Genomic DNA, 23,399 nt, shown 5'->3' with positions numbered 1-23,399 from the left:
GACGACTGCATTGATCGATCCCAGAGCAATCATTGATCCATCGGCCAAATTGGGCGAAAACGTAGAGGTGGGCCCCTGGTCCATCATCGGTCCGGGGGTAGAGCTGGGTGAGGGCACCCGAGTCGAATCCCATGTGATTATCAAAGGGCCAACCAAAATTGGTCGCAATAACCACATCTATCAATTTGCTTCGGTGGGTGAGGATACCCCCGATCTGAAGTACAAGGGCGAGGATACTCGTCTGGTGATGGGCGATAACAATGTGATCCGCGAGGGTGTGACCATCCATCGCGGCACGGTCCAGGATCGCAGCGAAACCACCATCGGTAACGATAACCTGATAATGGCTTACGCCCACGTTGGTCATGACAGCGTCATCGGCAACCACTGTATCCTGATTAATAATGCGGCCTTGGCGGGTCATGTGCACATTGGCGACTGGGCCATACTGGGCGGCTATACGCTGGTGCACCAGTTCTGCACTATTGGCGAACACTGTTTTACCGGTATGGGCAGTGCTATCGGTAAGGATGTACCTTCCTTTGTGATGGTGAACGGTAATCCTGCCGCGGCCAAGAGTATTAACTCGGAAGGACTGCGTCGTCGGGGCTTTTCCAAAGAAGAGATTTCTACGATCAACAAAGCCTTTAAGCTGGTTTATCGTCGCGGTCTGACCGTCGAAGAGGCCATCAAAGAACTGCAGCAGCTGGCCACAACCTGTGAGCCGCTGGAGCTGATGATCGACTCCCTGCAAAGCTCCAGTCGCGGCATCGTGCGTTAATGCGCATTGGCATTGTGGTGGGCGAGGCGTCGGGAGATATTCTCGGCGCTGGCCTGATGGCTGCCATTCTACGCAAATACCCTGACGCCACCTTTGAAGGTATTGGCGGTGAGCGCATGCTGGCCCGGGGGTTTAACAGTTTTTTTCCGCAAGAGCGTCTGGCCGTTATGGGGTTGGTGGAGCCTCTCAAGCGGTTGCCTGAGCTGTTGCGCATGCGCCGTACCCTCATTGAACACTTTAGCGATAACCCGCCGGATGTGTTTGTTGGTATCGATTCCCCGGATTTTAATCTCACCATTGAAGAGCGGCTGAAGGCCCGGGGTATTCCCACGGTGCATTACGTCAGCCCGTCGGTGTGGGCATGGCGGCAGAAGCGCATCATAAAAATTGCCCGCTCAGTGGATCTGATGCTGACCCTGTTGCCGTTTGAAGCGAGCTTTTATGAGCAACATCAGGTGCCGGTGTGTTTTGTGGGGCATCCGCTGGCGGATGATATTCCTTTGCAGCCGGATCGGGCCGCAGCACGTCAGGCCCTGGGGTTGGAAGAGAATACCACCTATATTGCCTTGATGCCGGGCAGCCGTGGTGGCGAGGTTAAGCTGATGGGGCCGGAGTTTTGGGCGACCGCCCATTGGTGTTTGCAGCAGCGCCCCGACTGGCAATTTTTGGTGCCTGCGGCCAATGCGCAGCGTCGCGCACAGATTGAATCGCAGTTGTCTGAAGTGGGTTCGTTGCCGCTCACCATTTTTGATGGCCAGTCGCACGAGGTGATGGCGGCATCGGATGCGGTGTTGATGGCATCGGGCACGACGACGCTGGAAGCGATGTTGTTGAAGCGGCCAATGGTGGTGGCGTATAAGTTGGCCTGGTTGTCATTTTTTATTATTTCCCGTCTGGTAAAAAGTCGATTTTTTTCCCTGCCAAATCTGTTGGCGGATCGAGAGCTGGTGCCGGAGGTTTTGCAGAAGCAGGTGACTCCGGAACGTTTGGGAGGGGAGTTGATGCGCTATTTTGATGACCGCACTCATGCTGCTCAGTTACAGCAGACGTTTTTGGATTTGCATGGGCAGTTGCGTTGTGATGCCAGTGAGAAAGCCGCGGCAGCGGTGCTGCAGTTGATTGGTAAGGGGGAGCATTAATGGAGCCTTTTGTCAGTGTTTACCAGGGTGCGTTAGGCGCTGGTGTTGATGAGGTGGGGCGTGGTCCTCTGGCCGGTGACGTGGTGGCCGCCGCAGTTATTCTGGATCCGGAGCAGCCGATTGCGGGGCTGGATGATTCGAAGAAACTCACAGAAAAGAAGCGTGATGCGCTGTTTGATGAGATTTTGGAGAAGGCGCACAGTTACTGTATTTCCCGTGCAACCGTTGAGGAAATCGACCGGATTAACATTTTGCAGGCGAGTCTGCTGGCAATGACCCGCGCGGTGGATGGGTTGGATGTGACGCCGGAGCACGTGTGGGTGGATGGTAATAAGATTCCTGCCTGGTCGTATCCATCTGAGTCGGTGGTTAAAGGGGATAGTCGGGTGACGGCGATCAGCGCGGCCTCGATTTTGGCGAAGGTGACCCGTGACCGGGAGCTGATCGCACTGGATGCTGAGTATCCTGGCTACGGATTAGCGGGGCATAAGGGCTACCCCACCAAGGAGCATTTGGCGGCGATTGATAAGCTCGGGGTGACCCCCATTCATCGCAAATCGTTTGGGCCCGTTCACAATAAGCTTTCTCAGATGGATTTGTTCTGATCATCTTCTAGACTTGAATCTCAAGGGTGATCTAGATGACGATTCGGGGTCAACCCGCTTTCCTGTTTCGTGCCACTACGGCGGTCGGGGGCCTTGTTTTCCAGTTTGTCAGGCTTCCAACTCCGGAAACGGCCCAAAGAAGCCGTCGATCTGCAAGATCTTTCCTTCCTCGTTGACGGTAGTCACGTCCATACCCGGCAACAGAGGATCGCCACCTATTCGCACTTCCCACAGATAACGGTAGCGGAGATTGTGTCCGTCAACGCCGGAGACTCGATGGTAGCTGGCGGTGGGTCTATCAACACGACCTTTGATAATCATGGCTTCGAGTTCATCGATATTTCGGGTGGTGTTGGCGGGGTCGATAAACAGGACGTCGGGCGAGCAGGAACGATCGAGGTGTTCTCGGACTTTGGAGGTATCCAATTCGTTCCAGGCGGCCAGGTAGTGGACCAGGGATTCGGGGAAATCGCTCATTTTGTTCTCCTCTCGGAAAAGGTAGACTGGCGGTCGGTATTTAAGTATACATACCGACCATTGGTCGGTAAATGCTTTTGACGATAAAAAGTTGGGCAGGATTGTTTGATATGGCGACCCAGGAGCAGAGGCGGCAGGCTACCCGGAGCAATTTGGTAGAGGCGGCGCGAACCCTTTTTCGAAAGAACGGCATTGAGGGAGTCACCACTAGAGCGATTCTTGAGGCAGCCAAAGTCAGTCGTGGTGCAATGTACCACCATTTTGCATCGCTGGAGGAGCTGATAGAGGCCGTTTACGAATGTGAGGCCAAGGAGAGTATTGAACGGGCGCTAAAAAGCTATGAGCTCACGGGTTCGCCGATTGAAGATCTGATCGGCAGATGCCTGGCCTGGCTGGATGAATTGGCGGACCCGGAAGTCGCCAGGGTGACGGTGATCGAAGGGCCGGCGGCGATAGGTTGGGAGCGCTGCCGCAATATCGAAGCCAAACACAGTCTCGCTCTGATGGTGAGTGGGTTGGACGCGGCCGAAAAAGCGGGAGAAATCGAAATGGAATCTACCGAACTGACCGCTCGAATTCTCAATGCAATTCTTGCCGAAATTGCGTTTTCCATCGTGCGTGCAGCTGATAAGCAACGCTCAAGAACCGAAGCGGAAATGACATTCAGACAATTACTGCAAGGACTGAGATCCTCATAATTAGTGTCCATCCAGCCCAACATTAAAAATTCGGTGTAATCCTGCTAGCGATCCCGCCGCCACAAGGCGCGTAGTTTCGGCAAGGGTCGAAGGTATTTACATCAAAAACCAAAATTCCAAGCCAATCTAAAATAAACCACGAAGCGATCAAACCACCCACCCACGAGAACTGCGGAATCAAAGCGGCTGGGGGTTTTGTTTTCGGCGCGTAAAAACGCAGCGCTGAGTGAGTAAAAGAGACCGGCGTTTTTTGCCGGGCTCTTTTGGGAACGAAGGAACCGTGGAGCGGCGCAAGTGAGTGCCGAAAATGAAACCCCCAGCTGCTATGAGGCACCCAACCAGAAGCCCCCTAAGTTGAACTGCCATAGTCAACATAATGCACCCAACTAGAAGCCCCTCAGTAGGAGAGATCAGACATCACTCCACTTAAAATCCTGATAGTCCTCACGCAAATCCTTCTTGCTGATTTTACCGGTTGCCGTATGAGGCAGAGACTCCACAAACACACAATCGGCAGGTATCCACCACTTGGCGACCTTGCCGTCAAACCAGCCCAGCATTTCCTCCTGGGTTATGGACTCACCTTCCTTCAAAACTGCCAATAGCAAAGGCCGCTCAGTCCATTTAGGATGGGGCGCACCAATTACCGCAGCCTCCGCCACCGCCGGATGATTCACCGCACAATTCTCCAAATCAATTGAGGAGATCCACTCGCCACCTGACTTAATCACATCCTTGGTACGGTCCGTAATCTGCATCAGACCATCGCTTGTCATGCAGGCCACATCGCCGGTCTCGAACCAGCCATCCTCATCGGCACCGCCATTGTCCAAACCGTAATAAGACTCCGTAATCCAGGGTCCGCGCACCTTCACCGCACCGGATGACTTGCCATCCCAGGGCAGTTCATTGCCGTCCTCATCCTCGATACGCATATCCACACCAAAAATCGGGCGGCCCTGCTTGAGGCGGTTCTTCATAAACTCATCGGCGGGAAGATCCAGCTCGTTCGGGCGGGGCTGGTTATAAGTACCCAGTGGGCTCATCTCCGTCATGCCCCAGGCCTGCTGAACCTCCACATTATGCTTCTGGGCGAACTCCTCGATAATCATCTGCGGGCAGGCTGCACCGCCCACCGTCAAACGCTCCAGAGACGGTACCCGCTGGCCCGAGCTGTCCAGGTATTGCAGCAGGGCCAGCCACACTGTGGGTACACCGGCCGAGGCCGATACCTTATGCTCGTTAATCAGATTGCAAAGAATCTCACCGTCGCCCATCTTGGGTCCCGGCATCACCAGCTTGGCGCCGACCATAGGCGCAGAGTAAACCAGACCCCAGCCATTCACATGGAACATGGGCACAATCGGCATCACCACTGTGCGGGAGGAAAGGTTAAAGGCTTCAGGCAACGAACTGGCATAGACGTGCAGAATGGTGGAGCGATGATTATAGACCACGCCCTTGGGGTTGCCGGTGGTACCCGAGGTATAACACATCGCAGAGGCGGTGTTTTCATCCAGCTGCGGCCAGTCAAAGGTATCGGGCTTGTCGGCAATCAGTGTTTCGTAACAATGAACATTGCGCAGCCCGGTTTCCGGCATATGGGCTTCGTCGGTAAGAATCACAAAACCTTTAACCTTGGGCATCAATTCCTGCATTTTTTCCAGAATGGGGACAAAGGCCACATCCAGAAAGATCCAACGATCGTCAGCATGGTTAACGATAAACTCAAGCTGCTCAGGGAACAGCCGGGGATTGATGGTGTGACACACCATGCCGGAACAGGAGATCGCGTAATACAGCTCCAGGTGGCGATAATCGTTCCAGGCCAGAGTGGCGATACGGTCACCCTGTTCGGCACCGAGGGCCTTCAGGGCGTTTGCCAGCTTGCGTACGCGGGCGAAGGCATCGCGATAGGTGTAGCTGTGGTTGGGGTTGTCGGCGGTGACGGAGACAATTTCCGAGGCGCCGTGGACCTTCTCCGCGAAGTGCATAAGCGAAGTGATGGTCAGGGGGGTGTTCATCATCGTGCTGAGCATTGGAGTCTCCCTTAAAAAGTTGTTTTGGTACTACTCGTATGTGGCAATTGTTATGTTCGCAATTCTTTGATCACTCGATATCACAGTGATTGTAATTAAACGTTTGTTTGAATGCCAGTCGCGCTAAGGTTCCCGGTTTGTCACCGGGCGTCTTATGCAGACGAGGAGGCAGGGCACATAGGGACAACCTCCACTGTTGACAAAATCTTCCTCCGACGCGGGATACGCCGCAATTACCCGTTCTGGTTAACGCACGATCTTGATCCAGTCGCCGGGTTCGGGCTCACCTCTGGGGTAAAAACCATTCAGCAGCCGCAGTTGTTCTTCAGTGTACTTGCCCAGTTGTACGTGTTTGGCCAGCGCCGCAAAACTGGTGCGGTCGTTGGCTTTCACAAAGTGGATACTTTTGCTTTTAGTGGCTTTACGTCGAATCGTGCGCTGGGGCCGGAAGGTGTGGATCGTATCCACAAACAGTTCGTCGTCGGTCTTTACCTCGGCTTTAGCCTCTTCAGGGGGCTTTGCCTGTTCAGAAGCCTTCTCGGCTTCTTTGGCCTCTTTTTCGGCTTCCGTTGGCTCTGTGGCCGGGCCATGGATTTTGCCCTTTAGAACGTAAATACGGCGGTTCTGGTACAGCACAGCCAGCCGGGTGGGATACTCTTCACCCTCAATGGTGGGTATCAGTCCCTTATGGCCAACCAGGCCAAACTGCTTGAAGGCTTCGGACTGACGCAGCATGGGAATTTTGAGTTTGTCGCGGATATAGTCATCCGGCGCCACCGGCTGGCGCAGAAGGTCTACCTCGATGGTCATTTCCGCGTGTTTGTCCGGTGCCATGGCAACGATGCGGTTACGTTGGTTTTCCACTTCCCAGCCCTCGGGAAAGTCGACGGCGAACCCCAGTTTGCTGTGGGCGTAGGTATTGCGATCAGCGGTTTTGGCCGTTTTAGGCTGGTAGTTGATGCCGTAAAGCATCCCTTCAATGTGTTTGCGGTAGGTATCTTTGTTGTCGGTACCTGCCTGCTGTTCCGAGAGCTTCACCGCTTTGCCCACCACCTCCTGCAGGCGCTGGTCATTGCGGGGGTGGGTGGAAAAGACACCGTGATAGGTGGCGGTTTTCTTACCGGATTCCCGTGCCAGACGGCGGGAGAAACGCTCCTGATCTTTAAGTACGCCAATGACTTCGATCATGGCTTTGGGGTTATAGCCGCTGTTGTAGAGGTACTCCGCTCCGAAGCCATCGGCTTCCAGCTCCATTTCGCGGCCGTAGCCCATGACGGCGGCGGTGCCCCACAGGTCCGTGACATCACCGATAACGGTACTGCCGGTGGTCAGCACCGAGAGCACGGTGACCACACTGGAACCCTTGCGGGCGGCATCCTGGCGAACCGAGTGACGGCCCGTGACATGACCAACCTCGTGAGCCAGTACGGCGGCCATTTGCGCTTCTGACTGCAAGTAACCAAGCAGTCCACGGTTGATATAGATAAACCCCCCGGGCAGGGCAAAGGCGTTGATGTCGGGGCTGTCGATAATGGTAAAGGTATATTCAAGATCCGGGCGATGGCTGTTTTTAGCGACCTTCTGGCCAACCTCATTGACGTAGGCCTGGAGTTTTTCATCCTGGTAAATGGGCGTGGATTCTATGATTTTCTTGTGCAGTTCCTTGCCTAGTTCAATTTCCTTGGTTTCGCTCATAAACACCAGGTCCGGCGTGCCGGTGGCCGGGTTGACCGCACAGCCGCCAAGCACCATCAGTCCGATACTGATCAGAGCCAAGGCTAACAGTCTTTTCATTGCGTTTTTCTCCGGGTTCGGCGCGGCGGCTTATTTCGAGCCGCCAGCCTGTTTGATGACAATGTCCTGCGGGTTCAGGAACGTTTTGATCTGCGCGCCCATGGCCTCACAGGCGTTCTTTTGCACCCGTGCAATCAGCGGGATGGGGACCACAATCGCTGGCATATAGGAGGTGCCGGCGGCGTCTGCGCTGATCTGCCCCAGGCTTTCGAGCTCCTGGTAATCCCAAATCGAGGCTTCATAGTCGGATTCCTTATCCCAGGTACCGAATCCAAAGCACCCGGCACCGCCCGCACCAATGGAGCAGCCGATGGAGCCACTGGAACTGGTGGTTTCGGTATTACCATCCACCCAGACGATGTAGCGAATGTCGTAACCGTTGATGCGTTCGGCGACCTCGGCGCGGGTGAGAATGCGGTTCATGTCTCTCACTCGCATGGGGGCGGTTCGGGGTTCGAACCAGGGGTAGAGGGCATCCACGAACTCCCGTTCAGAGACCACCTGAATCAGGTCGTTGTCTTTGCCCAGCACCTCGGCAATGCAGGTGATCAGGTCCGGTTCGGTTTCGTAGTTGGCGGAGTGACGGCGTCCCAGCACCACCACCCGTTCACCCTGTTCTATCTGGACGCTGGGACTGGCTTTGTATTCGTCGATGGTGACCGAGGTGCAGGCCTGAAGTGTTATCAGGGCCAGAAGGATCAATAGGCGTTCAGACATGATTTAACCCTCCAGACTGGCTTGTTGGGCGGAGGCGCTGTGGTTTTGTAACCACGCCTTGATCTCGGGAACCCGAGGCGTTCCAAGCGAGAGGTTGGCGCCCAGGTCTCGAAGTGCCACCAGAACCGCAGCATTCATCGCCTCTTCGTTGGACTGCATAAAAGCAGTCGGGGTCTTGCCATAGGCCGTGACGATCCAGTCCGCGATCAGTTCACCCTGATTGTCGTAGAGGCTAAGGTTGTACTTGATCCATACCTCATAGACTTTAAAACGGGTTTCCCGGGGCACAGAATACTGGAACTCAATGACCTTGGGGTGCAGGACCAGATCTGTGCCTGCTGGTGCATCCAGGCTGGGGATCTGGCCGACTTCCTCGACATGGTTGAACAGCACCGGCAGTACCCGGTTGAACAGGGTGACCTGGGCATTGCCATTGTTGATGATCCACTTGCTGCGATCTTCGCTTTTTTCCGTGTAGATATAGTTACGGAAGTCGTCGTCGTAGAGTACGCCGATGCTTTTGGGTAAGGTGTGTATCAGCGGCGGGGGAAAGTCTCCTACCACCGTTAAATTATTGGTGCAGCCCCAGAGGCCGGCCAGCAGTAACAGCACAACCGTTCTTTTTATCGTCATCATCGGGAGATTCCCCCTAAAATTAATATCGGTGCCAATAATTCATCCTAACGGCGACCGCTAAAGCTCCTGTCCTGATGTTGTCTGGCTCTCAATCCGTCCTAAAGCTCAATGGGCTTCACATGAGCTTTAAAACAGCCGCGCCGGTCTCGCCGCCGGTTTGCGGACTTGTTCTTACAGTTTAGTCCATTTCACGGCCGGTAATCGTTCAATCCCACAAAGGTACCGCCATTGCGATAGGCCAGCTCCCGCATCAGGGCAGCAAATCGAATGCCAGTGGTCTGCAGATGGGCGGGGCGGGCAAATTGCACCGGGAACCCCACCGCGTGAATCCGCACCATGCGTTCTCCCGGTTTACGTTCCTTGTTAAGACGATCGACGGTCTTGACCACGGTTTGTATCGAGCGGCCCGTAAATTCGTCACCCAGTACATAGAGACTGATTTTCTTTTTGGGGTCATAAAAGCTGCGCACTGCTTTTTGAATCCCCTCTACCGGACTACTGTTGGAAAACGGATTCCAGCGCCGCAATCGTTTGATGATGACATCGCGGCGACCTTCGGTGTCCGGGATCCATTCGCCCCGGTAATTGGTGAACATGTAATCACCCATATCATTCATAATCTGGATGCCCTTTACCCGGGGGTAGATTTCCAGCGTGGCGACCAGTTCATCCATCATTCGCTCCCAGCCGTAATTGAACATACTGCCGGAGGTGTCGATGATAAAAATAATGTATTCGCTGTCGACGGGAATGCCACCAATGACACTGTTCTGGCGTTGGTGTTGTCGGCCCAGCAGGCGTTCCATTTCTTCGGTAAGACTTTGCAGGGCGATATAGAGTTCACCGCGTTTGGTGTCCTCGGTGGAGGCGGCGGATGCCAGGCGGGCGTAGTCGGCCTGCAGTTGCCTGAGCTTGCTGCGAAGAATCGCGATACGTTTTTTTTCCGCCGACAGCTGTTCGTGCTTGGCGTCCAGATCGCGGTTGAGAACGGTGGTCTCGCCGCGCAGGGCAAACAGTTTTTGTTGCAGGTCTGCCACCTGTCCTTCCATATTGACGGTGGTTTCCTCGATCACGATAGGGGCCATGGTTTTGGTGATCATTAACAGCAATACAATGGCGCCAAAACCGCAGCAGACCACATCCAGAAAGGACATGTTGAACTGTTCCTGCTCGCGTCTTTGTCTCATTACGGCCAATCCTTCGAGGGGCTGATAAACGAGCCGTTGGTTGCCTGGGCCAGTTGCCAAAACGCGGCGGCGGCCATGGGATCGCCCTCCATGGGGGCGAGAATGACATTCACGGGGATGCCCTCGGGCAAGACTTCAAAGGCGCGATTAAACAGTTTGACCCGGTCGGCGCCGCTGATGGTGTTGCGCTTGGGTTTTTTCATGCCCTGCGTGGGCAGGCCGTCGGTAATGAGATAGACATTGTCAGGCAGGGGATCGAGCAGGGCGACGGCATGAAAGAGTTTTTCCAGACTGGTGCCACCCTCGGGCACCCGTTTGCGCAGATTCAGGATACCCTGTTCCAGCTCGGCGCCGTCGCGCACGTTAAGCCAGGTGTTTTCGGTGTCGGTGACTGCCGCTTGAATATCGGTGTTAAAGGTATAAATCTGGTATTGGCTTTGCTGAGGAAACTGGGCGCTTAACCAGTCTACAGTGGCTAGCGCGCGCTGCCATTTTTCAGCGGTACGCTTTACATCGTCGGGCATGTTGCGGCGGCGAATGATATTGACGATGCTGTCGTCCAGCATACTGGCAGAAGCATCCAGCAAGATCAAAATATGGGAGCCGCCCAACTTCATGCCGGTAAGGTATTGGCGATTTCCCTGACCCACGTACTGGCGCACATCGTTGCCGCGATCCTGTTCAATCTGCTCCAGCTCCTTCTTTTCCTCGCGCAGTTTTTGTAGCTTTTTCTCCAGCGCTTCGATGGAGTCCTGCTCCTGATCGGAGAGCAGGTCTTCGATTCTGGTACGGGACAGATCAATATCTTTAATGATGCGGGTGGCCAGTCCCTCGGCATCCGCCAGACGTTGATCCAGGGCCGACAAGGTATTGCGGGCTCGAACCAGGCCTTCTTCGCCGTCGCGAATATCTTCCTGCAGCAAATTGACTTCTGCCAACAGCTCTTCGTTTTCTATCTCCGCCTGATTGTCTACGTCGTGTTTGATGATCAGAAAGATCAAAGCAACCGCGCCAAACCCACAGGACATAATGTCGAGAAACGACAAGCTGAAAGTGGTAAAGCGACGTTTGCGGGCCAAGGTGCTAACCCTCCACCACAATGAGCTGTAAAGGCTGGCGCCAGCCAGGCAAAATCAGACGGTCCCCCAGCTTCATTTGTCTTGCATTGTGAATCTGGGCGTCGTTTAACAGTAGCGGTGTACCCTGAGGCAAAATCAGTTGATCGTTATTGAGATACGCCAGCGCGTTAGGGGCTTCACCCGGTTGTACAGCCAGCATATCCTCGCTTTGGCTGTCTACAATGGAATAGTAGCGATTAAGTGGAAAAGCCCGATCAGAGCACAGAATATGGGTGGCAGCCGGGCGTGTGTCTTCCTCAATCTGTGGAGCACTGTTGACCACTTCGCTGGGCAGCGCGCTGATAAAACGCAGTCCGTCGTTGAACAGCGGCAGCGATTGGCAAAGGTGCTCGTAACCGGCGGCCAGTTCCTCGGGGTCGAGGGTGCGATGCTTGATGGGCAGGTAACTGGCGCGCAGCGACAGTCGATCACCCAGGAACACACTTTGTGCATCCAGCGAATGCAGACGTTGGCGCAGTTCCGCCAGACTGTCGTGAATCTGATCCAGTAAGGTGGCGCCATCCAGTTCAACGCGATGGCGTTCCAGTTCACAGTGCACTTTTTGAGAGGAGGCCGCATGCAGCCTGGCCTGCTCCATCCACTCTGGAATGGATTCTAACAGCGCCTGCTCAGACGCCGCGCTGTGACGGGGATCGAATCGGGTTTGCTCGATAAAGGCATCGGTAAAGAATTGCAGCAGGTGATTTTGTATCGCCAGCCAGCCCTGTTGTTTCACCAGCCCCTGATGAGTTCGTTTGAGTTCTCCCTGGCTCAGTGCCAGCTGTGAAATGACAGAATAGTGAAGGTGCATCTCCACATGCCATACCGCCTGTTGTTGCACGCGACCCACCATACTGGCCAGAGCGGTATCCACCAGTGCCACTATTTTGAGTTTACTTTGCTGGGCGATGCCCAGCAGCATCGACAGATGTTCACGCGGTGTGTGTCCGGGCAGAGAGCAGACAATGGGTTGGTCCCGCAATCCCCCTGGAGCGAGTTCATTCAGATGCTCAAGATGAAGGTAGACCAGGTCGGCGTTATGCCGGACCTGAGGGTTAGGGCTGTGAATTGGTTCGGCGGTGAGTTCGGACCAAAAGTCGTTGTGAAGATTCAAAGGGTGCAATCGGGCTTGTTGGCGCGCCTCCTCACCCAGGATGACCCGGTTTTTCTCCACCAGTGCATACCCGGGGCTTTCGAACAGTAGTTCTCCCTCTTGGTAGGCGCGGACGCCCAGGTCGTTAAGTTCCAATAATATCGTCATGGTCAGGAGGCCCGCAGGTGACGCAGCAGTTTGTCGTTGCAATAGCCCTGGCTGTCCAAAACCTGACGTTCTTGCAGCAGCTGTAACTGGTGGCTGAAAAACATCACGATGATGCTGATCACCAAGGCGATAAAGGTCGAATTAAAAGCGACGCCCAGACTGACCGTAACGCCAGCAATGTCACCTTCAACGGCTTTGTGGGCCTGGCCAAGTGCCTCGCCGATACCGCGCACGGTGCCGATAAAGCCGATGGATGGAATAGCCCAGGCAATGTAGCGTACCATCGACAGTTCACTGTCGAGTCGCTCGGCTTCGGTATCGCAGATGTCCTTGACGGCGGAGCTGGCATCAGCCACATTGCCTGTGGATTGAAATCGTTGCAGGGCCGTGAGCATGGCCCTGGGAATCAACAGCCCCTGTTGGTTGTCCGGCAAGGCTTGCAATGGGCGTGCAAACTCAACGGTATCCTGTGGCAGAATGTTGCTGCCTTCGCGAACCCGCAGCAGAGGCATGTCGAGCATCTTGCGCTCGCGCAGCGATCGTTGGGTTTTATAACCCATAATGGCCACGGCCCAGAGCATCAACACAAAACAAGCTTCCTGTTCGTAGTCTCGCATGACCACATAGAGGCTGCGTTGCACTACGTAGGCTTCACCGGCAGCCTGGCGATCCAGCTGCTCCTGCAAAATGGCGTCGGCGTTGGGGCGGACCCAGGCCACATACAGTGAGTGCACAATGATGACTGCGATGAGCAGTGCAAACAGTTGGTAGATAAACTCCGATCCAGCGTTGCGTCTCATAAATGGCTTATCCTTTTTCTATCGACTAGATATCGACGGGAAACGACACCGACAGGTCTTCCGAGATTTCTTCGGTGGGTACAAAACGTTCATTACGCCCGGGTACGGGCTCCGTATCTTCTTGTTGGTCTTGCTGACTTTGCTCAGGTTTGGAAGCATCCTTGGATTCGCCACTGTCAGCGTCCTGGGCAATCACCGGCAAAGTGGAGCTCAGCAGTGCAGCGAGCAATGCCGCGTGCCAGAAGGAACAAGGCTTGTTCATGGCGCTGGTTCCTCACTTTGATTCTCTCTGACATAACGGGCAACCCTAAAGCTGACGTCGTTACGACCGTCACTGCCGTAATCCCGGAAGGATAAACGCAGGTCAGTCATGGTGGCGTGGGCCCAGCTGGACCCCCGGATTACGTGAAAATCGCCTTGTTCCGGGCCGGTGGGATTAAGTTCGGCCTTCAGTGACAAGCCGGTTTTGATACCGTAGTAGTCACCGATCCATTCCGCCGCATTGCCGCTCAGGTCATAGAGGTCGCGATGATTGGCGGCGAACTTACCGATGGGAGAAGTGACGGGGTAGCCGTCGTCGTAGTTGGTGAGAATAGCCCCCAGCAGCGCAGCCGCGCGGCGATCACCAAAGTTTCCGGAACCTTCGTCAGGCGGCAGTTGGGTGCCCCAGGCGTACTTTTGCATGGCGCCGTTTTTGAGGCGGGCTGCCCAGGCCCACTCCGCTTCGGTGGGTAAACGATAGCCGGTGGAGTTGATGTCAAAACCCGTGATAACGCCATCTTCCACAATGTAATATGGGGTGAGTTTTTCCTGTTCTGATAACCAGTTGCAGTAGGCAGCGGCCTGTTGCCAACTGATACCCACTACCGGATATTTCTCACCATTGAGGCTGTTACCCTTGACGTGGCCAGAGGAGTGGAAGCGATCAAAACGCCGGTATTGTTCATTGGTGACCAGTTGGGTGGACAGGTAAAAGGCGCGGTCCAGTTTGACGGTACGCTGGCTTTCATTGGCCCGCCGACCCTGTTGGCGACGGGAGGCACCCATGGTAAAGGTATCGTTGGGGCGGAACAGCTTAAGGCTTTGTCCCGCTTTGCTGGTTATTTGCTTGGGAGTATCGATCCAGCGTTGTTGATCCAGAGTCAGCAGCGCGATGGTCAATGTCTGGGCCAGATCAGGGCGCGGTAGAATTGTGGTTTCGTGATCGGCGTAGCCCTCATGGCTGATACGAATTTTATGCTGTCGGGCGGGCAGCGTGAGACTTTGGTTGGCGCGTCCCATCAAGCGGTCATCCACATACAGCAATGCTTGTGCCGGCTGGGCCTGGATACGAATATCGCCCAGTGTCGGTTGCAGTTTTACCGACAAACTCCGCTGGCTGTCGTTTTGCATCGAGAGTGTGCGATGGTGGGGTTGGTAGCCGTCTTTAAACAGAGTGAGGCTGGCGTTCTTGCCCGGGGCCAGAGCCAGCAACAGTGGAGTTTGCCCGCGGTAAGTACCGTCCACGGTTACGCTGGCGCCGCTGGGGCTGGAGGTCACATTCAGTCGTGCGTCCAGGGGTTTGAGCGTAATCAGTGGCAAATCCTGATCCTGCAAGGCTTCCACCCTCAGGTTTTGGCGCCAGGATTTAAAACCGTTCATACCGACTTCCAGCTCGTGTTTACCGGCCAGCAATTCGGTGCTCATGGGGGTGGTGCCCACGGCTTTTCCACCCACGGTCAGCGTAGCGCCTTCGGGGTTGGAGGTCAGGGTGATGGTGGCCCAGTTGGGTTGCAATTCAATTGAGAGCTGCTGATGTTGTCGGCGGCCTTCGATCACGATCTGCTGCTGCACTGTCTGGTAACGGTCGGCCTCTAGGGTCAGCTCGTGTACGCCGGCATCAATGGGTTCGATTTTTTGATCACTGTCTCCAACGGCTTTGCCGTTGATCAACACTTGCCCGGGTGTATTGCTGTTTATGGTGAGTGCTCCGGGCAGGCGAGCCAGGGTAAAGTCCAGGTATTGAGTGTCTTCGGTGTTGACTTCAATGGTGGTATTCAATGGCTTGTAGCCGGCGACAGTCACACTAAGCTGGCGCTGTCCGGGCAACAGCAGAAAGTGATCGCCGATGGTCAGGGTTAGCAGACCATCCACGGAGACATTGTTGCCGCTGAAGTCGACACCAAATGCCAAAGGCACGATTTGCCCCTGGGGTGGTTGATCATGCAAACGAATATAGAGGGACTTGGCTGAAAACAAATAGGCCATCACCATCAACGCCAGTACCAGCAGGGTGCCGATGGCCGCGTTGACGGGGTTCAGTCGTGAGCGGGTTTTTTCGGATTCGGCCGTTGCTGGCTGGAACGCCGTCGGTTGGATAATGTCGTCGTCTTGAGTAGTAATAGCGGGTATCTCTTCCTGTTGAGTCATACGGATTGGCCGGCCTCTGTTTGCCACTGCACTCGCTTAACCGCCAAGAGCAATTTTCTCCTCACATTGAATAACAATGGTGAGGCTGTCGCCGCCCGGCTGGACGGTGAATTCCTCACGCACATCCCGATAACCGCTGCGGCTGCCCACCGCGGTGTAGCGGCCGGGTTTTAACTGCAGGGCATGTTCTGTGAAGTTGCCCAAGGTGCCGACTTTGTAGACGGTGACCTGAGTGAGATTATTCGAACGCAGCAATACAGCGATAGGGTCTTGAGCGCTGCGCAGGATTTTTGCCAACTGCTCGGTTTGCTCGCTGATTCTGGGGCCTCGGGGTTGCACTGAACGCGCGTCCTGCAGCATTTGTCCGGCGCGTTTCAGCACCACGGGATCGGCGAGGCGCAGAGGGTCATCCAGCAGTTTTTGCAGATTCTCGTCCAGACTGGCGCGGGCCTGGCTGCGCAGTAAGCCGATACGGGCTTCCACCAGACTGCTGTCCAGTTCCTGCAGCTTCTGATAAACCTCTACAGCCTGGGTCCATTGTTCCTGGCCTTCATGATCGCTGGCCTCGGCCATTTCCCGGTCAATGTGGGTGCGGGTTTTGCGGTTGTCGGCCTGTATCAGGGCGTCTTTGGTGGCCTGGCTGCCTGGCTTGAGGCGGGCGGCCTTTTCAAACTGTGAGATGGCTTTATCAAACTGACCGTTATTCAAAGCTGAGTAGCCCTGGCCCATGGCGGCGGCGTAGTTCTGCTCGGTAATGGCCTTGCGGATACGCGCGAGCATTTGTTTGGCGGGTTGGGAGAGTGGATCGAGCTTCAGAGCTGCCTGTGTCTGTGTTTTGGCATCTTGCAGTTGTTGTTGCAACAGGTGATTCTCTGCCGCTTCCAGTGCTGTCACTACCTGTCCCAGTACTTGTGCCCGCTCCATACCCTCAATGGCCTTATCGTTGTTGGGGCGAATCGCCGTGGCCAATGTATAGGCTTCCAGTGCTGCAGTGACTTTTTGGTTGTCGATGGCTTCGCTGCCGGCTGCCATGGCATCTTCAAAGTGTTGTTTTGACGCGTCCACCAGTGCCTCGAACTGATCCAGCGCCCGACCGTAGAGGGTCTGAGCCTGATCAAATTCACGTTTCTGGTAGGCCTGATCACCCTCGGCGGCGGCTGACATCGCCGCATTGAATTCATCGTCGCCCCAGAGTTGTACCTGCATTCCTTCCAGAGTGTTTTGCTTGTCGAGCAGCTTGGCGAGAATTTCCTGGGCCTGACGACGGGCTTTGGCCAGTTGTGCGTCCTGCCAGGGGGATTCGGTCAGTTGTGGGGCCTGGGGAGATGGAGCTGCTTCGCCCGGGGTGGAGACCGTTTCCTGGCTGGGTTGGGATTCAAGCTGACGCGGTTCGATGACATCCGGCAGCCAGAACACCACGGCCAGCAAAACCACACTCAGTAGGGCAAAAATGCCGGCTTCGCGGCGATGTTTTAGCAGCCAATTGCCCGCTTCCTGGGGATGAAACTCACTGTCATCCCATTTGCCTGGCGATTCGGCTGACGGAGGCTGGGCCTCCTCGGGTCTGGTGTGTTCGGGTTCTGTCATGATGATTGGCGAAATTGGTCTCAAGTGTTGCTAAAGTCGAGGGGCTGCGCAAAAATCTCCTGAATCCTGCAGCCCTTCGAAATGTCCGTACTTCAATGTGCCGGTACTTTAATTATTGTTGTTTCCTGGCCGGATTGCCACCGACTCTCCAAAAATACTCGTCTTTCCGGAATAAACTGTCTGGCCCGGATTACTCACTGCCTGTGTCGAGATCATAAATTTCACGCAGCAGATCGCGCCATTGGTCGTACTGGTTTTCCACAGTTCCTGAAAGGGTGATGGTGCGGTCTTCCAATTCGATGACCTGCGGCTCTATCGCCGCTTCGAGCGAGTCGCCCAATTCCTGTAAAGCCTCCACATGCATTTCGGCTTCGGCCCGTTTGTCGAAGCCGCTTTTGACCATGTAACCACCACCGGCCACTGCAACACTGCCCGCGGCTCGAGCGGAACCACTGTCGCTGCCGGCGGCGGCTATGCCACCGAGTATCGCCGCCACACCCATAATGGTGCGGTTGCGGGCTTCGCGCTTCATCTCGCGCAGGGCGATTACTTCGTTATAGCTCAGGCTGCGCCACTGTTGGTAAGGCAGGTCCATTTCTTTCACAAAGGTGCCGTAATAATCCTGCAGCGTATCCACAAACAGGTAATCCCGCTCGCGAATGCGGCGGATACGTTCCAGCATAGGGTCGCCTTCAGCGGGTAAGCGATCGATTTGCAGAGCCCCGTCTTTTTCGCTCAGGTGGCCGCCAAACGCCGAGGGAGAAAAACTCTGGGCGAATTTCAATTCCGCCACAGTGCGTATGGTACGCAGTTGAGCACCATCGAAGTTATTGCGACGGAAGGTAAGCAGATCGTTGGCGACTTCGTTGTAGAGCCCCTGGAATGGTTCTCTGGGTATGGTACCGGTACGCTGTTTGCTGTATGCGTATTTGCTGGCAACACCGGTATACTCTTTGTCAAACCAGTGGCGGCCGGTGGCGTCTTTAACGCTCAGCTTGACCAGCAAGGTCTCGCCATCGGATTGTTGGATCTGGCCGCTGATCATCACATCCACGCTGCTTTGGCTGGCCGGTATCACGCGCACGGCGCCCCAGGCAGAACTCATCTGCAGGGTTTCCATCAGGCGGTAGGGCATATAGCGGGATTCAGCCTTGCGAATCTCCGGAAACACCGCCGGCCCATCTTCTTCGTTGGCGAGGTCGAGACCCGGGTCGAATAAGTAGATGCCCACATCCAGCAGTTCAGCCTCCGGGATTTCGGCGTGCTCCTGGATAACCGGTGCGGTCTGAGTGGTTTTTACCGTGTGCGTGGAGCAGCCGGCGACGACGAAAAAAGCCGCTACCAACGCGCAGCGCATCAGGGTGGGTTTAAGCAACGTATTGATAATCATGGGTCGTCCACTCGATTGCTGAAAGTTATTGGCCACTTTGGTTCTTGTACTTGCGATACTCTTCCCAGAGTCTTTCACGCAGCTTGGGATCCGGCTCCTTCATCGCCGCTTCGCGTATCTGTCGGGCGACGACATCGTCGTCGCTGCCATCGGGTATATCCGCCGGTGGTGCGTAACCGCCACTGTGGCTGTAGTCCCCTTGCCTGGATTGGCTGCCGGGAGGCAGGGTGCCGCTGCCGGAGGAGCTGCCACTGGGGCCTTGCGGGCCGCCTTCTTCACCCATGTTTTCTTCCCCTTCCGGTCCTGAGGGGGGCGGAGCACCGGCGCCTTCCTGGCCTTCTTCGTCGCCGCCTTCGTCATAGGGCAAACCGCCGGCATCGGCGGCTTCCAGCTCTTCCTCGCTGCCGCGTTGGTTGGCCCGGCTGAGCACATATTCCCGTTCCCGCAGAATCATACCGTCGTAGGTGGCCATGGACTCTTCCAGCTGACCTTCGAGCACTGCGGCACGTTCCGCCCGGCTCATTACCGGCCCGCTCTCTGAGGGACTGGACTGGCTGCGGCCTCCGGAGGCACTGCTGCTGGAACTACTGGAGGGCGAGCTTTCAGACGCACTGTTGGAAGAATTGCTGGATGAGGCGCTGCTGCTCGAAGACGAAGAGCTGCTGCTGGAAGAAGATGAACTGCTCGAAGACGAAGAGCTACTGGTTTCCTCTTCAGAAAAGTCGATGTCGTCGCTGGGTGAGGATTCGCTGGGTTCAGCGGTATCCGGTTGGGATTCGTCCGCTTCATCCCAAGGCTCTGATTCACCGGGTTGGCTCTGGCGTCGTTCTGCACTGCCAGCGGGTTCACCGCTACCGCGTTCCATGGTGCTCTGGCTGCCACCGCTCTTGCGGCTATTGGCTTCGCTGCCCGGGGTTGAGGAGGAGCGGCTGCTGCTTTGGCTGCCGTCATCGCCGGAATCCCGACTGCTTGAGGGTGAGGGCAGCGATGGACTCGGCATGCTGGGGCTGGAGGTGCTGGGCATCGATGGCGTACTGGGCATGGACGGAGAGCTGCTGGGGCTCGGCATGGATGGCATGCTGCTGCTCGAAGAGGAGCTGCTGCTGGACGAAGAGCTGCTGCTCGATGAAGACGAAGAGGAGCTACTGCTGGACGAGGATGAAGAGCTGCTGCTCGAAGACGAGGAGCTTTGCTGCTCTTGTTTGCACCCCGTCAAAACCAGCCCGGCAAGTGCTATTGCCAGTAGTGTGGTGGCGTGTCTGGCCATGTTCTATCCCTATGTTTGAGCCCATGGAGAAGGCGTTTTGCACCCATTACCTCTTGGAACGCCAAAGCTGGGAATAGTTTAATTCTATGTCTGTGCGTCAATCTGCAAATACGTAGCGATGCACCATTCTCTCGGTAATGGCCGGCGCCCCATTTTCAAATCGTGGCCGGAATTTGGACGCCTTTAACGCCTTGCGCACTCGCGAACGGTTGCGCACGCTGTCTTCCGGGTAGGATTCCAGAATCTCTATATTGCGGGCGCGACCATTGGGGGTGACGTCGAACTTGACCAGCACATATTCCTGAGCATCGTTGGCAGTATCCAGGTTACCTTTCAGGAGGGGCAGGTCAGGCAGGGCGATGGGACGGCCGAAGAATTCCTGGGCTTTGCTTTTGGTTTCTTCGTTGGCAGCCAGGTTGTCATAAGCCTGCTGATACATGTCCATGGCGGTGTGCCAGCGGTTGAACAGCAGGTTCCAGTCAGCCAGCTCGATTTGCGCCTGGATTTCGGCTTCGGCCGGGGACTCCGGGTTGGCGGCATAGACATTGCGGATACGGCTGATGGCGCGCTTGCCACTGGAGAAACTGTTCAGGATGTACTGTTCCAGGCGGGCTTTTTCATCGGCGTTGCTCTTGCTGTTGCCGAATCCGGCCTCAAAGTCTGTCTTCTTGGCGGAGGAGGCCTGATAGGTGGCCAAATAATAGTTGGAGACCGTCAACCCGCGCAGGGCGCCTACGAGGCGAAGGTCGTTCTGGCCGTAATTCTGGTCGATAATGCTGACGGCCATGGAATAAAGGTTATGGGCGTTGATCAGATGCTGGAACAGGCCGCTGCCCACGTCCAGGGCATAGGCATTAAGGTGCCAGTTGCTGAGTTTTGTGATCACCGGCAGCATGCGGGGGTCTTCCTCGCCAAAGTTGCGACGGTGCAACCAGTAGAGGTAGTGGTGGCTTTCGCTGGCGCTTTCCCAGTCGCCACTGGCCACATTGCTCTCGATCAACCGCTCCAGCATGGGTACCTGGCTTAGGCTGTACAGGCCTTCGCCGATGCGGCTGACGTGCATGGCGCGACGAAACACTTCGGCGGCGTCGTCATGGTTGCCGCGGGACTGGTAGTTCTCGCCCAGTGTCATCAGGTGTTGGGACAGGCCGCCATGATAGGGCCCGTATTCCGCCTCAAGATTGGCGATGGCGTCGAGATAGCTCTCGGCGTCCGAGGCGGTGAAAACACCTTGGGTCGGTTGGGGGGAGCTGTTATCGGTAATGGAATAAGGTGATAACAGGTTGGCAACATCTTCCTGATTGCCAGCTGCCGCAGTGGCAGCCGCTGTGTCATTGACGCTCTCGGTAGCCGTAGCTCCAGCTGCCTGATTGGCACTGTCCCCAAGATTGTCGTTCGCATGTCCCTGAGCTATTCCCAAGAGGAAAATTACAAGCCATATGTGAGACGATTTCATGATTTTCTCGTATTTTCGACACCAGTTCGCGCGCGTTTGATTGCACTTCTTTTTCACCAGGTCAGTTGGCACCAAGTGTTCCTGTTTCCAGTACCAAAAAGTATAGCCAAGCGGGTGACTGCAAAAGAAGTTTCATCTTCCTGTGGCACGCTGCCAAAGCCACGCCACGAAGGTTCTCTATTGCCTGGTTTTTCTCCGGGAACTTTTTCCGTTTTTTCTCTACACCCGATGCTCGGCTAGCTTCCCGTCATTCTTAGGTGAGTTCAAAGCCAATGAGTTCCATATTCGCTAATATTTTGACCACATAAAGAATGGGTCTTATATCACAAAATAATCTAGGTGTCGGTTCTGGCTTTCTGGGGAGTTGTGGTAGGGCGGTTTGGGGGCTCTGAGGGTTGGTGCCTCAAGCGGCGGCTGGGGTCTTGTTTCCCATTGAGTTGGGGGCGGATGTTCTAAATTGTTGCGTAGCGGCCCGGGTCGGGGGAAGCCATCTGTGACACGCATAAATACATCCATGTAGCTCTGCTGCGCCATCCCTGGCGCAGACGGTCCCATATGGCTTCCCCCGACCCGGGCCTTGGCATCGAGTTTAGAGTTTCCTCTTGGGGGCGCGGAAACAAGCCCCCAGCCACCGCTAACACCGTGGTATCCGGTGTGGGGTGCCTCATTGTTAAGAGGTCTTAACTGGCTGTTCGCTGGGGTTGTGTGGGGGCGCCCAGTATTCTTTGTTTGGCGTTCAGGAATTCTTCGTCTGTCAGGCTGCCTGCCTCTTTCAGCTTTTGCAGGGCCTGGAGCTGGTTGAGCTGGTCTTCGGTTTCAGACGCAGCGGTGGTCGCGGTGCGGGTCTGCGTCGCTGTCGGGTCTTCTTTTTCCACCAGCCCCAGAAATCGGCCAATGGTTTTTACGATGGCTTTAAGGACACGCCAGAGCTTAGGCAGAACCCAGATGGCGATAATGATAAAGAGCACCAGCAGTGCCAGGAAGGCGACGGGGTGGTTGAGTGCGGCCCAGAGACCGGCGAATACCATCAGGTCTTCTGAGATGGAGGCGCCCCAGTTGGTAAAGGGTTCGGGCGAGGTGTTGATGACGGCTCGGGTGCCGGCTTTGGTGGCGTGGCTGGTGGCTGACAGGGTGCCACCCATGATGCCAGCGGCGATTTCCAGTGCCGGGGTGACGTCGCCCACGGCGCCGGCGGCGAGCATGGCACCGGCGGGTATGCGTACAAAGGTGTGCAGGGTATCCCAGCCGGTGTCGACGCCGGGGGTTTTGTCCACGAAGAATTCTACGAAGTACATGAGGCCGGCGGCGCCGATGACCAGTGGGTCGGAGAGGACTTGGAGGTCAGGCGGCAGGTCGATATTACCGGTGGAGCCACCAATACCGAGTACCAGTAAGACGGCGTAGAGGTTAATGCCGCTGGCCCAGGAGGCGCCCATGGTGAGGGCGAGGGTGGCGAGAAGGGCTTCGTAACTTTCCATGCAGTTATACCTCCGAAGTTTCTGGAGTGGGGCTTGAGTAGAGTTTACCACTGTGCCTGGAATGCAAATGTAAAACTCCTGGCACCTTTGTAAAACGATTCATGTTAGGAAAACAAAATCGCAGTTTTGTTTTGGAATAGCTCAGTGCCGACAGCGGCTGTGGTGGCTGTGGTCGGACCGGTAGTGGCGGTTCAGGTAGTGTCTGTTGTCGTTGTGATGGCGGCGCCAGTGGCGGTAGTGGTTTCTGGCGTGGCGGTATTTGCGCCACTTTCTGTCAGTAAAGCGGTGGCGATCAGAATAGCGACGGTCTGAATAATGACGACCCGAATAATAACCGGAGTCGTAGTGAAGGTTGAGTCCAATACCGTAGCGGTCGTGGTGGCGGTGGCTGTTGTGGGTATAGATGTAGGCGCTGCTGGAATGGCCCCCACTGCCGTGGGCCAGGGCTAATGGGCTGAGGAGTACGCCGCCGGTCAGTAAGACGGCTATCAGGGTTTTCATACTGGCTACCTCATGGTTTTGTCCGATGGTGTAGCCAGTATGTCAGGGGGTGGCTGAAT

General features: G+C 55.7%; 22 protein-coding genes. 5 read left to right on the top strand and 17 right to left on the bottom strand.

Annotated features, from left to right (window positions below; all coding sequences use genetic code 11):
* Window positions 1-10: 10 nt before the first annotated feature.
* From lpxA to rnhB, 3 genes are read left to right on the top strand one after another with little or no spacing between them, the layout of a single operon-like run.
* Entirely contained in the window at window positions 11-781 is a 771-nt protein-coding gene (gene lpxA, locus HBA55_RS09615) for an acyl-ACP--UDP-N-acetylglucosamine O-acyltransferase (protein WP_166989883.1), read from the top strand.
* The gene (lpxB, locus tag HBA55_RS09610) at window positions 781-1,920 is read left to right on the top strand and encodes a lipid-A-disaccharide synthase (RefSeq protein ID WP_166989881.1); all 1,140 of its coding nucleotides are present in this window, start codon (window positions 781-783) and stop codon (window positions 1,918-1,920) included. The genes lpxA and lpxB overlap by 1 nt, the downstream gene beginning before the upstream one ends.
* Window positions 1,920-2,525, top strand: a complete 606-nt coding sequence (rnhB, locus tag HBA55_RS09605) for a ribonuclease HII (RefSeq protein ID WP_166989879.1) — start codon at window positions 1,920-1,922, stop codon at window positions 2,523-2,525. Before lpxB ends, rnhB begins: the two co-directional genes overlap by 1 nt.
* Before the next feature lie 108 nt (window positions 2,526-2,633).
* On the opposite strand, the gene HBA55_RS09600 is transcribed toward rnhB, so the two are convergent.
* Window positions 2,634-3,002, bottom strand: coding sequence for a nuclear transport factor 2 family protein (locus tag HBA55_RS09600; protein ID WP_166989877.1), 369 nt, complete (start codon window positions 3,000-3,002; stop codon window positions 2,634-2,636).
* A 110-nt stretch (window positions 3,003-3,112) separates the two neighbouring features.
* Between HBA55_RS09600 and HBA55_RS09595 the strand changes: the two genes are divergently transcribed.
* Entirely contained in the window at window positions 3,113-3,700 is a 588-nt protein-coding gene (locus HBA55_RS09595; protein ID WP_166989874.1) for a TetR/AcrR family transcriptional regulator, read from the top strand.
* Between the two features lie 410 nt (window positions 3,701-4,110).
* Here HBA55_RS09595 and HBA55_RS09590 read toward each other — a convergent pair whose 3' ends face one another.
* The 13 genes from HBA55_RS09590 to HBA55_RS09530 form a co-directional block, all read right to left on the bottom strand.
* Entirely contained in the window at window positions 4,111-5,739 is a 1,629-nt protein-coding gene (locus HBA55_RS09590; protein ID WP_166989872.1) for a long-chain-fatty-acid--CoA ligase, read from the bottom strand.
* 246 nt (window positions 5,740-5,985) lie between these two features.
* Window positions 5,986-7,533 carry a M48 family metalloprotease gene (locus HBA55_RS09585; protein ID WP_166989870.1) on the bottom strand — a complete coding sequence of 516 codons (1,548 nt, stop codon included), beginning with the start codon at window positions 7,531-7,533 and terminating at the stop codon, window positions 5,986-5,988.
* 30 nt (window positions 7,534-7,563) lie between these two features.
* On the bottom strand, window positions 7,564-8,250 hold the full coding sequence (locus HBA55_RS09580) for a hypothetical protein (protein WP_166989868.1): 687 nt from the start codon (window positions 8,248-8,250) through the stop codon (window positions 7,564-7,566).
* 3 nt (window positions 8,251-8,253) lie between these two features.
* The gene (locus HBA55_RS09575; protein WP_166989866.1) at window positions 8,254-8,886 is read right to left on the bottom strand and encodes a hypothetical protein; all 633 of its coding nucleotides are present in this window, start codon (window positions 8,884-8,886) and stop codon (window positions 8,254-8,256) included.
* 188 nt (window positions 8,887-9,074) lie between these two features.
* Complete coding sequence (locus tag HBA55_RS09570) at window positions 9,075-10,073, bottom strand: vWA domain-containing protein (RefSeq protein ID WP_166989864.1); 999 nt, start codon at window positions 10,071-10,073, stop codon at window positions 9,075-9,077.
* Window positions 10,073-11,152, bottom strand: a complete 1,080-nt coding sequence (locus HBA55_RS09565; RefSeq protein WP_166989862.1) for a vWA domain-containing protein — start codon at window positions 11,150-11,152, stop codon at window positions 10,073-10,075. The genes HBA55_RS09570 and HBA55_RS09565 overlap by 1 nt, the downstream gene beginning before the upstream one ends.
* 4 nt (window positions 11,153-11,156) lie before the next feature.
* Window positions 11,157-12,452, bottom strand: a complete 1,296-nt coding sequence (locus HBA55_RS09560) for a hypothetical protein (protein ID WP_166989860.1) — start codon at window positions 12,450-12,452, stop codon at window positions 11,157-11,159.
* Between the two features lie 2 nt (window positions 12,453-12,454).
* Window positions 12,455-13,252, bottom strand: coding sequence for a MotA/TolQ/ExbB proton channel family protein (locus HBA55_RS09555; protein ID WP_166989857.1), 798 nt, complete (start codon window positions 13,250-13,252; stop codon window positions 12,455-12,457).
* A gap of 25 nt (window positions 13,253-13,277) precedes the next feature.
* Complete coding sequence (locus HBA55_RS09550) at window positions 13,278-13,514, bottom strand: hypothetical protein (RefSeq protein ID WP_166989855.1); 237 nt, start codon at window positions 13,512-13,514, stop codon at window positions 13,278-13,280.
* Window positions 13,511-15,661: a PEGA domain-containing protein gene (locus HBA55_RS09545; RefSeq protein WP_166989852.1), complete on the bottom strand. Its 2,151-nt coding sequence runs from the start codon at window positions 15,659-15,661 to the stop codon at window positions 13,511-13,513. Before HBA55_RS09545 ends, HBA55_RS09550 begins: the two co-directional genes overlap by 4 nt.
* Window positions 15,662-15,697: 36 nt before the next feature.
* Complete coding sequence (locus HBA55_RS09540; RefSeq protein WP_166989850.1) at window positions 15,698-17,248, bottom strand: tetratricopeptide repeat protein; 1,551 nt, start codon at window positions 17,246-17,248, stop codon at window positions 15,698-15,700.
* A gap of 190 nt (window positions 17,249-17,438) precedes the next feature.
* Window positions 17,439-18,638 (bottom strand): YgdI/YgdR family lipoprotein, encoded by a 1,200-nt coding sequence (locus HBA55_RS09535; RefSeq protein ID WP_240945989.1) that lies wholly within the window; start codon window positions 18,636-18,638, stop codon window positions 17,439-17,441.
* 25 nt (window positions 18,639-18,663) lie between these two features.
* Window positions 18,664-19,161: a hypothetical protein gene (locus HBA55_RS09530; protein WP_166989848.1), complete on the bottom strand. Its 498-nt coding sequence runs from the start codon at window positions 19,159-19,161 to the stop codon at window positions 18,664-18,666.
* A gap of 91 nt (window positions 19,162-19,252) precedes the next feature.
* Here HBA55_RS09530 and HBA55_RS09525 point away from each other — a divergent pair, with 91 nt between their 5' ends.
* The gene (locus HBA55_RS09525) at window positions 19,253-19,924 is read left to right on the top strand and encodes a hypothetical protein (RefSeq protein WP_166989846.1); all 672 of its coding nucleotides are present in this window, start codon (window positions 19,253-19,255) and stop codon (window positions 19,922-19,924) included.
* A 78-nt stretch (window positions 19,925-20,002) separates the two neighbouring features.
* Here HBA55_RS09525 and HBA55_RS09520 read toward each other — a convergent pair whose 3' ends face one another.
* The 3 genes from HBA55_RS09520 to HBA55_RS09510 form a co-directional block, all read right to left on the bottom strand.
* The gene (locus HBA55_RS09520; protein WP_166989844.1) at window positions 20,003-21,361 is read right to left on the bottom strand and encodes a tetratricopeptide repeat protein; all 1,359 of its coding nucleotides are present in this window, start codon (window positions 21,359-21,361) and stop codon (window positions 20,003-20,005) included.
* A gap of 680 nt (window positions 21,362-22,041) precedes the next feature.
* A complete protein-coding gene (locus HBA55_RS09515; RefSeq protein ID WP_166989843.1) occupies window positions 22,042-22,839 on the bottom strand; it encodes a DUF4126 family protein in 798 nt (265 codons plus the stop codon).
* A gap of 141 nt (window positions 22,840-22,980) precedes the next feature.
* Complete coding sequence (locus HBA55_RS09510) at window positions 22,981-23,340, bottom strand: hypothetical protein (RefSeq protein ID WP_166989840.1); 360 nt, start codon at window positions 23,338-23,340, stop codon at window positions 22,981-22,983.
* Window positions 23,341-23,399: the final 59 nt, after the last annotated feature.

The sequence above is a fragment of the Pseudomaricurvus alkylphenolicus genome, assembly GCF_011683955.1.
GTDB lineage: Bacteria > Pseudomonadota > Gammaproteobacteria > Pseudomonadales > Cellvibrionaceae > Pseudomaricurvus > Pseudomaricurvus alkylphenolicus.
This window is presented reverse-complemented; position numbering and strand designations above follow the sequence as displayed.